This window comes from Streptomyces sp. NPDC052109 (assembly GCF_040680195.1).
GTDB lineage: Bacteria > Actinomycetota > Actinomycetes > Streptomycetales > Streptomycetaceae > Streptomyces.
Window position 1 is genome coordinate 1 of record NZ_JBFAWF010000032.1, and the last position, 15740, is coordinate 15740.

Below are 15740 nucleotides of genomic sequence, written 5' to 3' on the forward strand. Positions count from 1 at the left end.
GAGGCCGGCGGCTCGGGCGGGGCCACTGCGAGATCGATGCTGCGAGACATGCGGGCACCCTACTCCTCGTCCCAGGGAATGCCATCGACGCGCCCGCCATACGCCGGAGCGCGTGCCATGCGCTCCGGGGCCGACCGGTCTTTTCGACACCGGCCCGAGCTACGGGACCGGTCATTTCGGGCAAACGAAGGCAGGGGGGAAACTCACCATGCGACAGGCCACCCGCAAGGGCCTGATGACCATGGCCGCCGCGACCGGTGTGATCGCCGCCGCGAGCGGCTACGCGCACGCCGACGCGGGCGCGGCCGGTTACGCCACCGGCTCACCCGGCGTACTGTCCGGCAACACCGTGCAGGCGCCGGTGCACGTGCCGGTGAACGTCTGCGGCAACACCGTGAACGTCGTCGGGCTGCTCAATCCGTCCATGGGCAACACATGTGCCAACCACGGCGGCACCTCGGGGAGCCACGGCGGCTCCGGTGGCTCGCACGCCGGCGGCCACACCGGCGGCTCGCCCGGCGTCGGCTCCGGCAACACCGTCCAGGTGCCGATCGACGTCCCGGTGAACGTCTGCGGCAACAGCGTGAACGTCATCGGGGCCGGCAACGCCACCACGGGCAACGACTGCGCCAACGGTGGCGGCGGTCACCACGGCCGGCCGCCGGGCGGCGGCCACGGGAACCCGCCCGGTCACCCGTGTCATCCCGGTCACCCGGGCCATCCCGGTCACCCTGGTCACCCGGGCCATCCCGGTCACCCGGGTCACCCGGGTCACCCCGGCACCCCGCACCACCCGGGCAAGCCGCACCACCCGGGAAACCCGACGACCCCGCCCGGCCAGGGCGGTCACACGCCGCAGGGGCCGCACGGGTCGACTCAGGTCCAGCAGACGGGCGGCCGCTCCGCCCAGGCCCTGAGCGGCGCCCAGCTCGCACACACCGGCAGCGATCTGCCGCTGGGGCTCGCGCTGCCCGTCGGCGCGGGCGCGCTGCTCGCGGGCGCCGTGCTCTACCGCAAGGCGCGGGCCGCGGCGTAGCCCTCGGCACCGGGTACGCAGCACGATGATCGGAGCGGGCCCTGCCATGTCGGCGGGGCCCGTTCCGTGTCAGAGGGTCGGCCTCACCACGTGGCACGCACCTGGCGGATGATCCGCCGGCGCAACCGCACCCTGCGGCTGCCGTCGCGCAGCAGGCTCAGTCGGTCCAACTCCCAGTGTCCGTACTCGGCATGGTCCGTCAGCAGACGTGTGGCCTCTTTGCGGGACACGCCGCGAGGCACGTACACGTCGACAAATTCGTATTCCGGCATCGCATCTATTGTGCGGGCTGGGGCCCGGTACGGATAGCGTCTGCACTATGTCTGATGCTGCGCAGCCCACCGCTGCCGAGGTACGCGCCGCCGCCGAGGCGGTCAAGACCGCGCTCGACCGTCATCTCGCCGCGGTCGAACGCAGGTCGGGGGAGGACGACCCGGCCGTCTTGGAGGCGTTCAACCAGCTGGCCGCGGCCGCCGAGGCGTACGACGAGCTGCTCTACGACCGCCACGACGAGGTCACGCCCTTCGAGATCCCCAGTGCGGAGGAGTCCCTGCCGCCGTACGCGGGTCCCGAGGAACCGAACGCGATCACCGTGCTCATCCGACGCGACTACGCCGTGGTGGAACCCCAGCGGCTGCTGGCGCAGGCCCAGCGGGTCGAGGCGGCCGAGTACGAGGCGGCGGGCGGCCTGGCCGACGACGCCGCCGGGACGGTTCCGGGGGCGCTGGGCGTCCTGTTCGGCGAGTTCGAACCGGACGAGATCGCTTCCCGGCACAAGGAGTTCGGCCTGGAGGAGGGCGACTCCACGCTCTGGGTCACCGCGTCGGACGAGACCCCGGAGGCGGGGGAGTGGCTGGAGGCACCGTTCGAGCACATCGATGCGCAAGGGGTGGTGTGCCGGTTCGACGTCAGCGCCGTCTTCGACGACGAGGACGACTCCGACGAGGAGGACGATCTCGAGTTCGTCGAGGACGCGGACGAGGATCTGGAGCCGCTGGACACCGAGAAGTGAGCGGAACCGGTGGTGCCGGGGCCCGAGGCCGGTACGGCACCGCCGGCTCCGCCCTCGTGGCTGATCACCGTCGGGGCAGGAAGAGTTCCGAGAAGACCTAGGCAGGCACCTGCGGACGCAGCAGCGTCTGCAGACGGGTCGTGCGGGGCCTGGCCGGCGTCTCCGCCACCGCCTTCGGCAGGGCCTGCTCCACGCCGTGGACCACGGACAGATGCCGCTCCGCCCGGCCGAACGCCGTGTACACCCAGGGCCTGCTGAGCGCCTGCGCCGCATCGCCGGGCAGCACCACGACCGCCGCGGGCCAGCGCGCGCCCACCGCCTGGTGCGCGGTCAGCGCCCAGCCGTGCCGTACGGCGCCCTCCACCCGCTCACGCGATACGACCACCGGGGCGCCCGCACAGGACAGGTGCAGCCCGTCGGCGTCCGCCTTCACCACGACACCCGGCACCGTACGGCCCGGAGCGGGGGAGTAGGCGATCCGGTCGCCGGGGTCGAAGCCGCCGAAGCGGCCGGGGCCGGGGTTGAGGCGTTCCTTCAGCGCCGAGTTGAGGGCGCGGGTGCCCGCCGCGCCGCCGTGCCCCGGGGTGATCACCACGGTCTGGTCGGCCGGGACACCGATCGCCCTCGGCACCGAGTCCGCGACCAGCTGGACCGTACGGTGCACGGCCTCGCCCGCGTCCCGCACCGGGACGATGACGATCTCCTTGCCCGGCGCGGCGACCTGGTTCAGCTCGCCGACGCCGATGCCCGAGACCAGCTCGCCGATCGGGCCCGGGTCGGGGATGCGGGAGGCGATCTGGGGGCAGAACCGGGCGGCGAGCAGGTCGGCGAAGACCCGGCCCGGACCGGCCGACCACAGCACCGCGGGGTCACCGCTGAGCAGCAGCCGGGCCCCGTCGGGCAGCGACTCCACCAGCATCGCGGCGCTCTCCACGTCGAGCTGCGGCGCGTCCAGCACGATCAGCAGGTCCAGTTCCAGCGCGCCGTCCGCGTCCCGGCCAGGTCCTTCGGCGCCGGACAGCAGACCGGCGACCGTGCCCACGCCGTGCTCCGCGAGGTCCGCGCCCTGCAGCGCCGCGAGGCGGGCGCCGCCGTCGGGCGTGTGGCATGCGGCGAACGCCCGCAGGCCGGCGGCGCGCACGGCACCGAGCAGCGCGGCCGGTTCGGCCCGGGCCGCCTCGCCACCGGTGTGCAGCACCAGGCCGTGCCCGGCGACCGCGCGGGCCAGCTCTGCCGCCCCACCGGACACGGCGTCGGCGGCCGCCTGCCAGGCCTGCTCGGTCTCCTTGGCCGGCGAGTCGACCAGCCGGGCCAGGCCGTCGGCGAGGCTCTCCTCGGCCAGCGCGTACCGCTCCAGGCCGACGAGGACCCGGACCGGCCGCTCCTCCTCGTCCTCGCCGTCTTCCGTCGCCTGCGGGGCGGCCGCTCCCGGTTCCGTCAGGGCGTCCTGGAACGCCAGGGCCTCGGCCTCCGCGAGCGTGGCCTGCACCGCCGCGTCCGGGTCCGGCACGCTCTGCCGCTCCAGCGCCGCGGTCAGCGTGGGCAGCTCCAGGGCGGTGTGCCCGGCCAGCGCCGCCTGCTCCAGCAGCCACCCGGTGATCGCCCGCCCCCGCCGCTCGTCGTCGGGGCCGCAGTCGGCGCCCAGCAGGGCTCGTGCGAAGCCGTCGGCCTGTTCGGGCCGTACGCCGCTGGTCCGCAGCAGCTGCCAGGGGTCCTCGCGGAGCGCCGCGTCGGCACCCTCGCCGAGCGCCGCGGCCACCTGCGGAGCCAGGGCCTCGGGCGCGCCGCCCTCGGCCAGCACCCGGCGGACGCTCTCCACCGCCTCCGGTGCCGGGGTGCCGGGGGCGACGGCGGCCGGTGCGGGCGTGGGCTGCGGTCGGCGTGCGGGCTCCGGGGCCGGACGGCGCGGCGCCGGCGCCGGCTCGGCGAACACCGTGGCCGACGGTTTCTCGCCGCTCTCCACCGCCCGCACCGCGGCGAGCAGGTCGGCCGCCGTGCCGCTGAGCTTGGCGCCGCTGTCGATGGGGCCCTTCCTCTCGGCCTTGCGCCGTTCGATCCGCTCCCGCTCGACCCGCTGCGCGGCCAACTCGGCCTCCGCCTCGGACACCTGGGCCGCGCCCCCGTCGTCGCCGCCCGCACCGGTGTCGCCTTCGGCAGCGTCCGCGCCGCTCGTGCCGCCGTCGGCGCCCCCGTCGCTCGTCCCGACGCCGTCCGCACGGCTCTCCTCGGGCGCGGTCTCCCCGCCCTGGGCCTCGGGTGTGTCCGGCGTCCCCGGCCCGGGTTCCTCCGTGGTCTCCGGCTCCGTGCTCACAGCGTGCTCCAGTCGTGATCGGGGTAGCGGTGCACGGGCGCCGACACATCGTCCAACGCCCGGCAGATCTCGTCAGGAAGACTAAGGGCCTCCACTGACAATGCCGCCGTGAGCTGCTGCGCGTTGCGCGCGCCGACGATCGGCGCGGCCACGCCGGGCCGGTCCCGGACCCAGGCGAGGGCCACCTGGAGCGGGGTGACGGCGAGCCCGTCGGCTGCCGTCGTCACCGCGTCGACGATGTGGGTCGCGGTGTCGTCCAGATAGGGCTCCACGAACGGCGCCAGGTGCTCGGAGGCCCCGCGCGAGTCCGGGGGCGTGGCGCGCCGGTACTTGCCGGTCAGCACGCCCCGGCCGAGCGGCGAGGAGGGCAGCAGACCGACGCCGAGGTCCAGCGCGGCGGGCAGCACCTCCCGCTCCACGCCGCGCTGCAGCAGCGAGTACTCCATCTGCGTGCTGGCCAGCCGTGTGCGCATGCCCGGTGCCGAGAGCTGCCAGGTGGCGGCCTTGGCGAGCTGCCAGCCGCAGAAGTTGGAGACGCCCGCGTACCGGGCGCGGCCGCTGCTGACGGCTATGTCGAGGGCCTGGAGCGTCTCCTCCAGCGGTGTCTGCGGGTCGTAGGCGTGCAGGTGCCACAGGTCGACGTGGTCCGTGCCCAGCCGGGCCAGGGAGGCGTCGAGCGCGGCGAGCAGATGGCCGCGGGAGCCGTCGAAGCGCCGGTCGGGATCGGGGACACTGCCCGCCTTGGTGGAGATCACCAGGTCCCGGCGCGGCACCAGGCCGTCCATCAGCTGTCCGAGCAGATACTCCGCCTCCCCGTCGCCGTACACGTCGGCGGTGTCGACGAGGGTGCCGCCGGCCTCCCAGAACGCCTTCAGCATGTCCGCGGCGTCGTGCTCGTCGGTGTCCCTGCCCCACGTGAGGGTGCCGAGTCCGATCCGGGACACGCGCAGGCCGGTGCGGCCGAGATGCCTCTGCTCCATGTGCGGGAGATTACTGGCCAGAACCGGTGCGGTGGGTTGCCTGTGGACAACCGGATTCGCCGGGAAGCCACCGACACGGCGCTCCCTCCCCTGCCCTCGGACCCCGCCCCCGCGCTAAGGTCACCCCCCAAGGACGTTACTCATGGGTAAGGGGAATCGGCCATGCAGCTCGGGATCAACCTCGGCTACTGGGGTGCCGGAATGGACGGGGACAATCTGGCCGTCGCGCAGGAGGCGGACCGGCTGGGCTTCTCCGTGTGCTGGGCCGCCGAGGCCTACGGCTCCGACGCGGCGACGGTCCTGTCCTGGGTCGCCGCGCAGACCGAGCGCATCGACGTCGGCTCGGCCATCTTCCAGATCCCGGCCCGCCAGCCCGCGATGACCGCGATGACGGCGGCCACCCTCGACTCGCTCTCCGGCGGCCGCTTCCGGCTCGGCCTCGGCGTCTCCGGCCCGCAGGTCTCCGAGGGCTGGTACGGCGTCAAGTTCGACAAGCCCCTCGCCCGCACCCGCGAGTACGTGGAGATCGTCCGCAAGGCCATGACCCGGGAGCGGCTGACGTACGAGGGCGAGCACTGGACGCTGCCGCTGCCCGGCGGCCCCGGCAAGCCGATCAAGCTGACCGTGCACCCGCAGCGCGAGCACATCCCGCTGTACATCGCCGCGATCGGCCCGAAGAACCTGGAGCAGACCGGTGAGATCGCCGACGGCGCCCTGCTGATCTTCCCCTCCGCCGACCACCTCGAGGACACCGCCCTCAGGTACCTGCGGGCGGGCCGCGAGAAGGCCGGCAAGACCCTGGACGGGTTCGACGTGTGCCCGACCCTGCCGCTCGCCGTCGGCGACGACAAGGACGTGGCCCGGCTCGCCGACACCTTCCGCCCCTACACCGCGCTGTACGTCGGCGGCATGGGCAGCGCCAAGCAGAACTTCTACAACCAGCTCGCCCAGCGCATGGGCTACGAGAAGCAAGCCGCCGAGATCCAGCGGAAGTACCTCTCCGGCGACAAGCAGGGCGCCGCGGCCGCCGTCCCGCAGGAGCTCATCGACAACACGACCCTGTTGGGCTCCGTCGACCGCATCGCCGACCGGATGAAGGCCTACGCCGCCGCCGGTGTCACCACGCTGAGCCTGTCACCGGCCGGATTCACGCTGGAGGAGCGGATCGCCTCCCTGCGCGCCGGCAGTGAGGCCCTGGAGCGCGCCGGACTGGCCTAGGGACGCTTCAGCGGCCGTGGTGGGGGCTCGGGGGTCTTCCCCGCCACGGCCGTCACCGGGTACAACGCGCCGGGCGCCGCCCGGTTACGACCCCGGTGTTCCATCTTTCGGCCGAGCCTCGGGACATCCGTGTTGCGGCTCCCCTCTGCCCGCATCCGACTCGTTCTCTGCGGAAACCTGCGGACTTTTTGTGGAGGGCCCGCGGAATCCTGCGGAGAGGTGGCGTCGATGCTGTCGGTCAGGAGTCTGTTCCAGGAGATCCTCGACAACGACGAGTCGTTCCGGCTCTCCTGCTCCATCGCCGCCGGCGGGGAGGCCCAGGGCGGCTGGGAGAACGGACGGATCGCCGTGCTGGTACCGCAGAGCGAAGGCGCGCTGGCCCCCAGGATCGCCCGGCACGGCGCCGACGAGGCCGAACAGCGCGCCTCCGAGCAGATGCGGCTCCTCCTGAAGCACTTCGCCGACCATCCCGAGGTCGGCAGGGCGGTACGGATGATCTCGGGCGACGAGGACGACCACCTGGCCCACACCCCCGAGGAGCTGCTGCGGTTCGCCGCCGCAGGGCACGGCCGGCTGATCCAGCACACCCTGCGTGCGTGCGCCCTCGCCGAGATCCGCGTCCAACCGGGACGTCGGCCTCGCCGTCACAGCCCACATGGGCCGCATCCCGGCTGGCCCAGGGCCGGGTGCGTCCTGCTCGCGGCCGGCATCCACGCGGTCCGTGCCCACGAGCGCCTCGTCGGCCGGCGCCGCATGGTCACCCTCAGCATGCCCGCGCGCCGCGACGTCCTCGGCGGCCCCGTCACAGCCGCCCACGAGCTCGCCTGAACCGCGAACCGCGCGTCACAGCCAGCCACGCTGCTTGAACAGGCGGTACAGCAGCACCTCCAGAGCGGCCATGGCCAGGATCACGGCCGGGTACGACCACTGCCAGTGCAGCTCCGGCATGTGGTCGAAGTTCATGCCGTAGATCCCCGCGATCATCGTCGGGACCGCGGCCATCGCCGCCCACGCGGAGATCTTCCGCATGTCGTCGTTCTGCCGCACGCTCATCTGCGCCAGATGCGCCGACAGGACGTCCGACACCAGCCGGTCCAGGCCCTCCACGGACTCGTTCACCCGCATCAGATGGTCCCCCACGTCCCGGAAGAACGGGCGCGCCTTCTCGTGCACGAAGGGCACCGTGCCGCCGAACGGCCCGGTGCCCGCCAGCCGGGTCAGCGGCAGCGCCAGCGGGCCGGTGGCCCGGCGGAACTCCAGGACCTGCCGTTTGAAGCCGTAGATCCGCGACGCGATGCCCCGCGAACCGCCGCCCTCCGGCCGGAACACCTCCGCCTCCAGTTCCTCCAGGTCGGTCGCCAGTGCCGTCGCCACCTGCAGATAGTGGTCGACGACGGCGTCGGAGATCGCGTACAGCACCGACGTCGACCCCTTGTCGAGCATGTCGGGCTCCTCCTCCAGCCGGTGCCGTACCGCGGCCAGAGGCGAGATCTCGCCGTGACGGACGGTGACCACGAAGGAGTCTCCGACGAAGACCATGATCTCGCCGGCTGAGACGGTGTCGCTCGCCGCGTCGTACACGACCGGCTTCAGCACCATGAACAGCGAGTCGTCGTACACCTCCAGCTTGGGCCGCTGATGCGCGTTCAGTGCGTCCTCGACGGCCAGTGGATGGAGGGCGAACTCCTGGGTGACCAGGTCGAACTCCCGCTCGGACGGTTCGTGCAGGCCGATCCAGACGAACCCGCCGGCCGCCCGTGCCTCGGCGAGCGCGTCGGACAGATCCTCCGGGCCCTCGGTGCGGTGCCCGTCCCGGTAGATGGCACAGTCGACGATCACGGAGCGCATTCTCCCTTCGCCTGTTCACCGATGCATGTGCTGATACGCCTACCCTGGGCCGCATGCCCACGCTGATCCTCGTCAGGCACGGACGCTCCACCGCCAACACCTCCGGCATGCTCGCCGGGTGGACGCCAGGGGTCGCCCTGGACGAGCGCGGCGCCGCCCAGGCCGCCGCGCTCCCCGGCAGGCTCGGCGCACTGCCGATCTCCGAGGTCGTCACCAGCCCCCTGCAGCGCTGCCAGGAGACCGTACGGCCGCTGCTCGAGGCCCGCCCGCAGCTGCGCGCCCACACCGATGATCGGATCGGGGAGTGTCACTACGGCGACTGGTCCGGCCGCAAACTCGCCGAGCTCAAGGACGAGCCGCTGATGGAGGTCGTCCAGGCCCACCCCTCGGCAGCCGCCTTCCCCGGCGGCGAGTCCATGCGCGCCATGCAGACCCGCGCCGCCGAGGCCGTCCGCGAGTGGAACGCGCGCGTGGAGCGCGATCACGGCACCGACGCCGTCTACCTCATGTGCTCCCACGGTGACATCATCAAATCCCTGGTCGCCGATGCCCTCGGACTCCATCTCGACCTCTTCCAGCGGATCTCCGTGGAACCGTGTTCCGTCACCGCGATCCGCTACACCCGCCTTCGGCCGTTTCTCGTTCGTCTCGGCGACACCGGGGATTTCGCTTCACTCGCCCCGCGCGAGGAACCTGGTGAGGGCGACGCACCGGTCGGAGGTGGTGCGGGCGCACCGTGATCGTCGGCCGCAGTAGGGTGAAGCGATCCGCACGGTCGCGTGTCCGCGACGGTCCGCACCGCTGAACCCCCCCCGAACTCACTCTTCGCACTCTCTCAATGGAGACAGGACGTGTCCCGTCAGGTGTTCCTCTACGACCCGCCGGACCGCTTCGTGGCCGGCACGGTCGGACTGCCCGGACGCCGTACGTTCTTCCTCCAGGCCATCGCAGGCTCCCGGGTGACCAGCGTGGCACTGGAGAAGACCCAGGTGGCCGCGCTCGCCGAGCGCATGGACGAGTTGCTCGACGAGGTCGTACGGCGAAGTGGCGGCAGCGCGGCCGTCCCGGCCATGGCGCCCACCGAGATCGCCGACACCGCCCCGCTGGAGACCCCCGTCGAGGAGGAGTTCCGCGTCGGCACCATGGCACTGGCCTGGGACGGCGAGGAACAGCGCATGATCGTCGAGGCGCAGGCTCTCGTGGAGCTGGACGCCGACACCGAGGAGGACCTCGCCGAGGCCGAGGAGCGGCTGCTCCAGGACGAGGAGAACGGGCCCCCGATGCTGCGGGTCCGGCTGACCGGCGCGCAGGCCCGGGCCTTCGCCAAGCGCGCCCTCGACGTCGTCAACGCCGGGCGGCCGCCGTGCCCGCTGTGCAGCCTCCCGCTCGATCCGGAAGGACACGTATGTCCGCGCCAGAACGGATACCGCCGCGGAGCGTGACGCCCGTCGACGCGGCGGCCGACGCGGCCGCCGCCGAGCTGCTCGCGCACGGTCAGCTGACCGTGCGCGGCCGGATCCGCGAGGCCTCCAACGCCGCACTGTTCTGCACCGTCGCCCTCGACGGCCGGGAAGCCTCCTGCATCTACAAGCCGGTGGCCGGGGAGCGTCCCCTGTGGGACTTCCCCGACGGCACCCTGGCCGGCCGCGAGGTGGCCGCCTACGAGGTCTCCGAGGCCACCGGCTGGGGGCTCGTCCCGCCGACCGTGCTGCGCGACGGGCCGTACGGCGAGGGCATGTGCCAGCTGTGGATCGACGTGCAGGCCGAGGCCGAGCTGCTCGCCCTGGTCGACGCCGAGGAACCGGAGCCGGGCTGGAAGGCGATCGGGCTCGCCGAGGTCGGTGAGGGCCGCACCGCGCTCCTCGTGCACGCCGACGACGAGCGGTTGCGCCGGCTCGCCGTCCTCGACGCCGTGATCAACAACGCCGACCGCAAGGGCGGCCATCTGCTGCCCACCACCGACGGCCGGCTCTACGGCATCGACCACGGTGTCACCTTCAACGTGGAGAACAAGCTGCGCACGCTGTTGTGGGGCTGGGCCGGGGAGCCGCTGACCCGGGAGGCGGTCGACGCCCTCGCGGGGCTGCGCGGAGCCCTGGAGGGGCCGCTGGGCGCGCGGCTGACCGCACTGATCACCCCGGCAGAGCTCGACGCCACACGCGCGCGTGTCGACGCGCTGCTCACCTCGGGGGTCCACCCGGAGCCCGGCGGGGAGTGGCCGGCCATCCCCTGGCCGCCGGTGTGAGCCCGATCAGCACATCCGGCTCCGATGTACAAGAGCGCCTAACCGGCCATCCGACGAGATCCCGTTCGTATACGCAGCTGGGAGCCGGTTAGGCTCATGTACATGCATGCCTGGCCCGCTTCCGAGGTCCCCGCCCTGCCTGGTCAGGGCCGCGACCTGAGGATCCACGACACCGCGACCGGCGGCCTCGTCACCCTCGACCCCGGTCCCGTCGCCCGTATCTACGTCTGCGGCATCACGCCGTACGACGCCACCCACATGGGACACGCGGCGACCTACAACGCGTTCGACCTCGTTCAGCGCGTGTGGCTCGACACCAAGCGGCAGGTTCACTATGTCCAGAACGTCACCGACGTCGACGATCCGCTGCTGGAGCGCGCGGAACGGGACGGTGTCGACTGGGTCGCCCTCGCCGAGAAGGAGACCGCCCTCTTCCGCGAGGACATGACCGCCCTGCGGATGCTCCCGCCGCAGCACTACATAGGCGCCGTCGAGGCGATACCCGGCATCGTCCCGCTCGTGCAGCGGCTGCGTGACCTCGGCGCGGCCTACGAGCTGGAGGGTGACATCTACTTCTCCGTCGAGTCGGACCCGAACTTCGGCAAGGTGTCGAACCTCGACGCGGCCGCCATGCGGCTGCTGTCCGCCGAGCGCGGCGGCGACCCGGACCGTCCGGGCAAGAAGAACCCGGTGGACCCGATGCTGTGGATGGCCGCCCGCGAGGGCGAGCCCAGCTGGGACGGCGGCTCCCTCGGCCGGGGCCGGCCCGGCTGGCACATCGAGTGCGTGGCCATCGCCCTCGACCACCTCGGCATGGGCTTCGACGTCCAGGGCGGCGGCTCCGACCTCGCCTTCCCGCACCACGAGATGGGCGCCTCGCACGCCCAGGTGCTCACCGGCGAGTTCCCCATGGCCAAGGCGTACGTCCACGCCGGCATGGTCGCCCTGCACGGCGAGAAGATGTCCAAGTCCAAGGGCAACCTGGTCTTCGTCTCCAAGCTGCGCCGCGACGGCGTCGACCCCGCCGCCATCCGGCTCTCCCTGCTGGCCCACCACTACCGCGCCGACTGGGAGTGGACCGACGAGGTCCTCCAGGACGCCGTGGACCGCCTCGGCCACTGGCGCGCGGCCGTCTCCCGCCCCGACGGCCCGCCCGCCGACACACTCGTCGAGGAGGTCCGCGAGGCCCTGGCGCACGACCTGGACGCCCCCGCGGCCCTCGCGGCGGTGGACCGCTGGGCGGCCCGGCAGCAGCAGGAGGGCGGCACGGACACGGGCGCACCGGGCCTGGTCACGAGGGCTGTGGACGCGCTGCTGGGGGTCGCCCTCTAAGCGCCCCGCGGGGAACTGCGCGACCAGCCACGACGGCACGTCAGACGCGCGACGAGACGTTCCGGCACCCCATAGCGCGTGGGCGAGAACACGAAGGGGCGGTTCCCAGCACGGGAACCGCCCCTTCGTCGTACGCTCAGTCCTCCGAGCCGTCCTCGTCATCCTCCTTGGACCCCCCGCCACCGGCCGGAGGCCTCTGCTTCCCGCCCGGAGGGCCCACATCCCGGCGCCGCAGGTACCGCTCGAACTCGCGGGCGATCGCCTCGCCCGACGCCTCCGGCAGCTCCGCGGTGTCCCGGGCCTCCTCCAGCGTCTGCACGTACTCGGCGACCTCGCTGTCCTCGGCGGCCAGCTGGTCCACGCCCACCTGCCAGGCGCGCGCGTCCTCGGGCAGCTCGCCCTGCGGGATGCGCAGGTCCAGCAGGTCCTCCAGGCGGTTGAGCAGCGCCAGCGTGGCCTTCGGGTTGGGCGGCTGGGAGACGTAGTGCGGTACGGCCGCCCACAGCGACACCGCCGGGACGCCGGCGTGCGTGCAGGCCTCCTGCAGGACGCCGACGATGCCCGTCGGGCCCTCGTACTTGGTCTCCTCCAGGTCCATCCGCTGGGCCAGGTCGGGATCCGAGGTGACCCCGCTGACCGGCACCGGGCGCGTGTGCGGGGTGTCACCGAGCAGGGCGCCCAGGATGACCACCAGCTCCACGCCCAGCTCGTGCGCGAAGCCGAGCAGCTCGTTGCAGAACGAGCGCCAGCGCATGGACGGTTCGATGCCGCGGACCAGCACCAGGTCGCGCGGCTTGTCGCCGCCGACGCGGACCACCGACAACCTCGTCGTCGGCCAGGTGATCTTGCGCACACCGGCGTCCATGAACACCGTGGGCCGGTTCACCTGGAAGTCGTAGTAGTCCTCGGCGTCCAGCGCCGCGAACACCTCGCCCTTCCACTCGCGTTCCAGATGCGCGACCGCCGTGGAGGCGGCGTCACCGGCATCGTTCCAGCCCTCGAACGCGGCCACCATGACTGGGTCGATCAGCTCGGGAACCCCCTCCAGCTCGATCACCCAGTGCCTCCTTCCGACGTGCCCTCGCTTGACTCACCAACCTTACGGCGTCCGGCGGGGGCGCCCGCAGCCCCCTTGCGTGGGGGAGTGACCGGATCACTGCCCCGTTCGTCCGCGTCGGACACCCCGCGTCAACCGGGAGACCGGAGTGTTCCGCACCGGTGTGTCACAGCGTGCTGCGCAGCCACTGCTCCACGCTGGCGATGTGCACGGTCGCCCAGGAGCGGGCCGCCTCGGCGTCCCGGTCGCGCAGCGCGGCGAGGATCGCCCGGTGCTCGCGCAGGGTGCGACCGACCGCGTCCTCCTGGGTGAGACCCCGCCAGATCCGCGCCCGCGTGGTCGGCCCCGACAGCCCGTCCAGCAGCGAGCACAGCACCGAGTTGCCGGCGCCGCGCACGATCCCGCGGTGGAACTCCAGGTCGGCCGCGACCAGCTCCTCCACCGAGGGCTCCTCGCCCAGCGCGTCCAACTGGGCCGACAACGCGTCCAGTTGCCGCTCGCTGATCCGGAAGGCCGCCATCGCCGTCGCGGCCGGCTCCAGGATCCGGCGCACCGCCAGGAACTCCAGCACGGTGTCGTCGCGGTGGAAGTCCACGACGAAGCTCATCGCCTCCAGCAGCAGCTGCGGATCGAGGCTGGTGACGTACGTGCCGTCGCCCTGGCGCACATCCAGGATCCGGATCAGCGACAGCGCCCGTACCGCCTCCCGCAGCGAGTTGCGGGACAGGCCCAGCTCGGCGGCGAGCTCGCTCTCCTTGGGCAGGCGGTCCCCGGGGCGCAGCGCGCCCGAGACGATCATGTCCTTGATCTTCTCGATCGCCTCGTCGGTGACTGCCATGACCGGCCTCCTGTCGCCCGCGCCCTGCTCAGACATCGGATGTCTGAGCACATTATGCGGGCCTCACCGGACGGCGTCCGCGTCGCTGAGCGTCACCGCCGCACGAGAGCCGTGACCTCCCGCCCCCGAACTCCGGGTACGCCGGAGGGGCGGCCCCATCGGCGTGGGGCCGCCCCTCCCGCCGGCCCGGACCCGGTGCGGCCGCCACCGGGGCCTACTCCTCGTCGAGCATGTCCTGGACCCGGGCGCGGACCTCGTCCGTGGCCAGACCCCGGATCGTCAGCGTCGTACGGCGGCGCAGCACGTCGTCCGCCGTCTCGGCCCACTCGTGGTCACGGGCCCAGACGACCTGCGCCCAGATCTCCGGCGCGTCGGGGTGGACGCGCTCGGCCAGTTCCGGGTTCTCGTTGGCCAGGCGGGCGATGTCGAAGGCCAGCGAACCGTAGTGGGTGGCCAGGTGCTTGGCGGTGTCGGCGGCCATGCGCGGCCCCGGCGCCGGGTGGTCCACCAGCAGACGGTGCGCGACCGCGCGCGGGTTGGCGACCCCGGGCAGCGGGAGCTTCTTCGGCAGCGAGGAGATCGGCTCGAAGTCGTCGCCCAGCGGGTGGCCCGGCAGCGCCTCCAGCTTCTGCATCACCGTACGGCCGATGTGGCGGAAGGTGGTCCACTTGCCGCCCGCGACGGACAGCATGCCGCCCTTGCCCTCGGTCACCACGGTCTCGCGCTTGGCCTTCGCGGTGTCACCGGGGCCGCCCGGCAGCACCCGCAGACCGGCGAAGGCGTAGGTGATGAGGTCCCGCTTCAGCTGCTGGTCCCGGACCGAGAACGCGGCCTCGTCCAGGATCTGGGCTATGTCCTTGTCGTTGACGGACACGTCCGCCGGGTCGCCCTCGTACTCCTCGTCGGTGGTGCCGAGCAGCAGCATGTCCTCCCAGGGGAGGGCGAAGGTGATGCGGTACTTGTCGATGGGGGTGGCCAGGGCGGCCCTCCACGGAGACGTCCGCTTCAGGACCAGGTGCGCGCCCTTGGACAGGCGGATGGACGGGGCCGCCTTCGGGTCCTCCATCCTGCGCAGGTGGTCGACCCAGGGACCGGTCGCGTTCAGCACCAGCCGGGCGTTGACACCGAACTCGTCGCCGGAGAGGCGGTCCTTCAGTTCCGCGCCCGTCACGCGGCCGTTGGTGAAGCGCAGGCCGGCGACCTCGGCGTGGTTGAGGACGACCGCGCCGGCCTCGACGGCCGCGCGGACCGTCATCAGCGCCATGCGGGCGTCGTTCATCTGGTCGTCGCCGTACACGGCCACGGCCTTCAGGTTCTCGGTGCGCAGCTCGGGCACGTCCTGCGCCGCCTTGGCGGGGGAGAGGAGGTGGCCGACACCGTCACCGAACGCCGAGAGCGCGGAGTAGGCGAAGACGCCCGCGCCGAGCTTCGCAGCGCCGTGCGGCCCGCCCTTGTACACGGGGAGGTAGAAGGTGAGCGGGTTCGCCAGGTGGGGGGCCACCTGGCGGGAGACCGCACGGCGCTCGAAGTGGTTCTCCGCCACCAGCTTCACCGCGCCGGTCTGCAGGTAGCGCAGACCGCCGTGGAGCAGCTTGGAAGAGGCGGAGGAGGTGGCGCCGGCGAAGTCGCCGGCGTCGACCAGAGCCACCCTCAGGCCGGACTGCGCGGCGTGCCAGGCGGTGGAGATGCCCAGGATGCCGCCGCCGATCACCAGAAGGTCGTACGACGCCTTGGAGAGCTGCTCCCTGGTCTCGGCCCGGCTCGGGTTCGAGCCGGAGGCCGGGTGCGTCCCCAGGGCAGGCACGGAACTCAGGGTGGACTGACTGGTCATGTCGGGTACTTACTCCTCGTCAGAGATGTCTG

The 15740-nt window shown here is 72.6% G+C and carries 14 protein-coding genes and 1 pseudogene; 8 read left to right on the forward strand and 7 right to left on the reverse strand.

The window, feature by feature from the left end; genetic code table 11:
• Nucleotides 1-208: 208 nt before the first annotated feature.
• The gene (locus AB0L59_RS38390; protein ID WP_365591705.1) at nt 209-1036 is read left to right on the forward strand and encodes a chaplin; all 828 of its coding nucleotides are present in this window, start codon (nt 209-211) and stop codon (nt 1034-1036) included.
• Between the two features lie 83 nt (nt 1037-1119).
• Here AB0L59_RS38390 and AB0L59_RS38395 read toward each other — a convergent pair whose 3' ends face one another.
• Entirely contained in the window at nt 1120-1308 is a 189-nt protein-coding gene (locus AB0L59_RS38395; protein ID WP_014671721.1) for a DUF5703 family protein, read from the reverse strand.
• A gap of 47 nt (nt 1309-1355) precedes the next feature.
• Here AB0L59_RS38395 and AB0L59_RS38400 point away from each other — a divergent pair, with 47 nt between their 5' ends.
• Entirely contained in the window at nt 1356-2048 is a 693-nt protein-coding gene (locus AB0L59_RS38400; RefSeq protein ID WP_365591708.1) for a hypothetical protein, read from the forward strand.
• 97 nt (nt 2049-2145) lie between these two features.
• Here the strand turns inward: AB0L59_RS38400 and AB0L59_RS38405 are convergent, their stop codons facing one another.
• Complete coding sequence (locus AB0L59_RS38405; RefSeq protein WP_365591710.1) at nt 2146-4359, reverse strand: ATP-dependent RecD-like DNA helicase; 2214 nt, start codon at nt 4357-4359, stop codon at nt 2146-2148.
• A complete protein-coding gene (locus tag AB0L59_RS38410) occupies nt 4356-5339 on the reverse strand; it encodes an aldo/keto reductase (protein WP_365591712.1) in 984 nt (327 codons plus the stop codon). Before AB0L59_RS38410 ends, AB0L59_RS38405 begins: the two co-directional genes overlap by 4 nt.
• 162 nt (nt 5340-5501) lie before the next feature.
• Here AB0L59_RS38410 and AB0L59_RS38415 point away from each other — a divergent pair, with 162 nt between their 5' ends.
• Both AB0L59_RS38415 and AB0L59_RS38420 read left to right on the forward strand, forming a co-directional pair.
• Nucleotides 5502-6557 carry an LLM class F420-dependent oxidoreductase gene (locus tag AB0L59_RS38415; RefSeq protein WP_365591715.1) on the forward strand — a complete coding sequence of 352 codons (1056 nt, stop codon included), beginning with the start codon at nt 5502-5504 and terminating at the stop codon, nt 6555-6557.
• A gap of 228 nt (nt 6558-6785) precedes the next feature.
• Nucleotides 6786-7385: pseudogene (locus AB0L59_RS38420) on the forward strand (ferritin-like domain-containing protein).
• Between the two features lie 15 nt (nt 7386-7400).
• Here the strand turns inward: AB0L59_RS38420 and corA are convergent.
• On the reverse strand, nt 7401-8396 hold the full coding sequence (corA, locus tag AB0L59_RS38425) for a magnesium/cobalt transporter CorA (protein WP_365591718.1): 996 nt from the start codon (nt 8394-8396) through the stop codon (nt 7401-7403).
• Between the two features lie 62 nt (nt 8397-8458).
• Here corA and AB0L59_RS38430 point away from each other — a divergent pair, with 62 nt between their 5' ends.
• The 4 genes from AB0L59_RS38430 to mshC all read left to right on the forward strand — a co-directional run bounded on the left by AB0L59_RS38430 (nt 8459) and on the right by mshC (nt 11982).
• A complete protein-coding gene (locus AB0L59_RS38430; protein WP_365591721.1) occupies nt 8459-9145 on the forward strand; it encodes a histidine phosphatase family protein in 687 nt (228 codons plus the stop codon).
• 111 nt (nt 9146-9256) lie between these two features.
• On the forward strand, nt 9257-9847 hold the full coding sequence (locus AB0L59_RS38435; protein ID WP_365591723.1) for a DUF3090 domain-containing protein: 591 nt from the start codon (nt 9257-9259) through the stop codon (nt 9845-9847).
• The gene (locus AB0L59_RS38440; RefSeq protein WP_365591726.1) at nt 9811-10650 is read left to right on the forward strand and encodes an SCO1664 family protein; all 840 of its coding nucleotides are present in this window, start codon (nt 9811-9813) and stop codon (nt 10648-10650) included. The genes AB0L59_RS38435 and AB0L59_RS38440 overlap by 37 nt, the downstream gene beginning before the upstream one ends.
• 102 nt (nt 10651-10752) lie before the next feature.
• A complete protein-coding gene (mshC, locus tag AB0L59_RS38445; protein ID WP_365591729.1) occupies nt 10753-11982 on the forward strand; it encodes a cysteine--1-D-myo-inosityl 2-amino-2-deoxy-alpha-D-glucopyranoside ligase in 1230 nt (409 codons plus the stop codon).
• Between the two features lie 136 nt (nt 11983-12118).
• On the opposite strand, the gene AB0L59_RS38450 is transcribed toward mshC, so the two are convergent.
• The 3 genes from AB0L59_RS38450 to AB0L59_RS38460 form a co-directional block, all read right to left on the reverse strand.
• Nucleotides 12119-13039: a PAC2 family protein gene (locus AB0L59_RS38450; protein WP_365591732.1), complete on the reverse strand. Its 921-nt coding sequence runs from the start codon at nt 13037-13039 to the stop codon at nt 12119-12121.
• A 166-nt stretch (nt 13040-13205) separates the two neighbouring features.
• On the reverse strand, nt 13206-13877 hold the full coding sequence (locus AB0L59_RS38455; RefSeq protein ID WP_365591734.1) for a FadR/GntR family transcriptional regulator: 672 nt from the start codon (nt 13875-13877) through the stop codon (nt 13206-13208).
• Nucleotides 13878-14091: 214 nt separating this feature from the next.
• Nucleotides 14092-15708, reverse strand: a complete 1617-nt coding sequence (locus AB0L59_RS38460) for a glycerol-3-phosphate dehydrogenase/oxidase (RefSeq protein WP_365591737.1) — start codon at nt 15706-15708, stop codon at nt 14092-14094.
• Nucleotides 15709-15740: the final 32 nt, after the last annotated feature.